The 489-nt window shown below is 62.0% G+C and carries 1 protein-coding gene; it reads right to left on the bottom strand.

What is annotated here, in order from left to right; translation table 11 throughout:
- The coding region (locus C7G61_RS43300) for an ABC transporter permease (RefSeq protein ID WP_145963863.1) at positions 1–489 on the bottom strand (489 nt) is incomplete at both ends.

The raw sequence follows: 489 nt of genomic DNA, 5'->3' as shown, positions 1-489 counted from the left end.
AACGGCCAGGATTGCCGCGACCTTCATGCCGGAAAAGATGTAGGGCAGGGCGCCCGGAAGCTGGATGTAGCGGAAGGCCTGCCAGCGCGAGCCCTTGAGGGAGCGCACAAGGTCGAGAATGTCCGGCTCCACTTCGTTCAGGCCGCGCACCGTCGTGAGAAGGATCGGGAAGAAGCAGAGCGTGAACGTGATCAGGATGTTCGTGCTGATGCCGTAGCTGAACCAGACGATCACGAGGGGGCCAAGGGCAACCTTCGGGATCATGTTGAGCGTCACCAGCAGGGGGAATACCAGCAGCGTTAGGATCCGAGACCAGGAGAACAGGAGCGCGAGAACGACGCCGAGCACCACGGACAGGGCGTACCCGCCGAATATCTCGGCTGCGGTCACCAGCGTGTTCTCGACCCAGCTGTAATTGGGCTTTGCCAAGGAGGCGAGGATCGCCGTCGGGGCAGGCAGGATGAAGGAGGGGACCGGGAAAATGGTGAC

The organism is Bradyrhizobium algeriense (genome assembly GCF_003062295.1).
In the GTDB taxonomy this organism is placed as follows: Bacteria; Pseudomonadota; Alphaproteobacteria; order Rhizobiales; family Xanthobacteraceae; genus Bradyrhizobium; species Bradyrhizobium algeriense.
This window is presented reverse-complemented; position numbering and strand designations above follow the sequence as displayed.